Origin of the sequence: Leyella stercorea (assembly GCF_021531355.1) — a bacterium.
GTDB lineage: Bacteria > Bacteroidota > Bacteroidia > Bacteroidales > Bacteroidaceae > Prevotella.
Map to the genome: position 1 here is coordinate 1 of NZ_JADYTS010000194.1, position 628 is coordinate 628.

Sequence of the window (628 nt, forward strand, 5' to 3'; positions counted from 1 at the left end):
TAATTTACGTTTAATTCACGGCAATTTACGTTGAAAAATGAGATTATAACGCAATCGTTCAATATTAATTCTATAATATGAATCTTAAGGAATATTCTAAAAAGATATATCAGATAATAGGTGCAGCGATGGAAGTGCATAGTGTACTCAATGGAGGATTGCTTGAACCTGTTTACAACGAAGCTCTAACAATGGAACTTAAAGATAGAGGGCTTAATGCAGAATCAGAGAAGTATCTTCCTTGTTTCTACAAAAAGCGTCTGATGAATAAGTCCTATCGTATGGATGTAGTTGTCGATGATGTTGTCATTGAACTCAAATCCGTCAATAAGATTATACCAGCTCATCGTGCCCAACTCTTTAATTATCTTCGTCTAACCCAAAAGAAAGTTGGATTGTTGATAAATTTCGGAGGCGATAGTTTAGAAGGAGAACGGTATGTTTACGATGAATCCACGAACCACTGTTATATGGTAGATCGTAATATGGAGCCAATACCTTTCGTAAATGAAGATGATCAAAATGAAAATTATGTGGACCCTTACGAAAATGTTATAGTTCACGAAGCATAACTTTCTGTCGCATAACGTAAATTATCGTAAATGTCACGTGAATTTTCGTAAATATA

1 protein-coding gene is annotated in these 628 nt (G+C 34.4%); it reads left to right on the forward strand.

Features of this window, described 5'->3' with window-relative positions; genetic code table 11:
- Positions 1–77 precede the first annotated feature (77 nt).
- A complete protein-coding gene (locus I6E38_RS15040) occupies positions 78–572 on the forward strand; it encodes a GxxExxY protein (protein WP_235394733.1) in 495 nt (164 codons plus the stop codon).
- Positions 573–628: the final 56 nt, after the last annotated feature.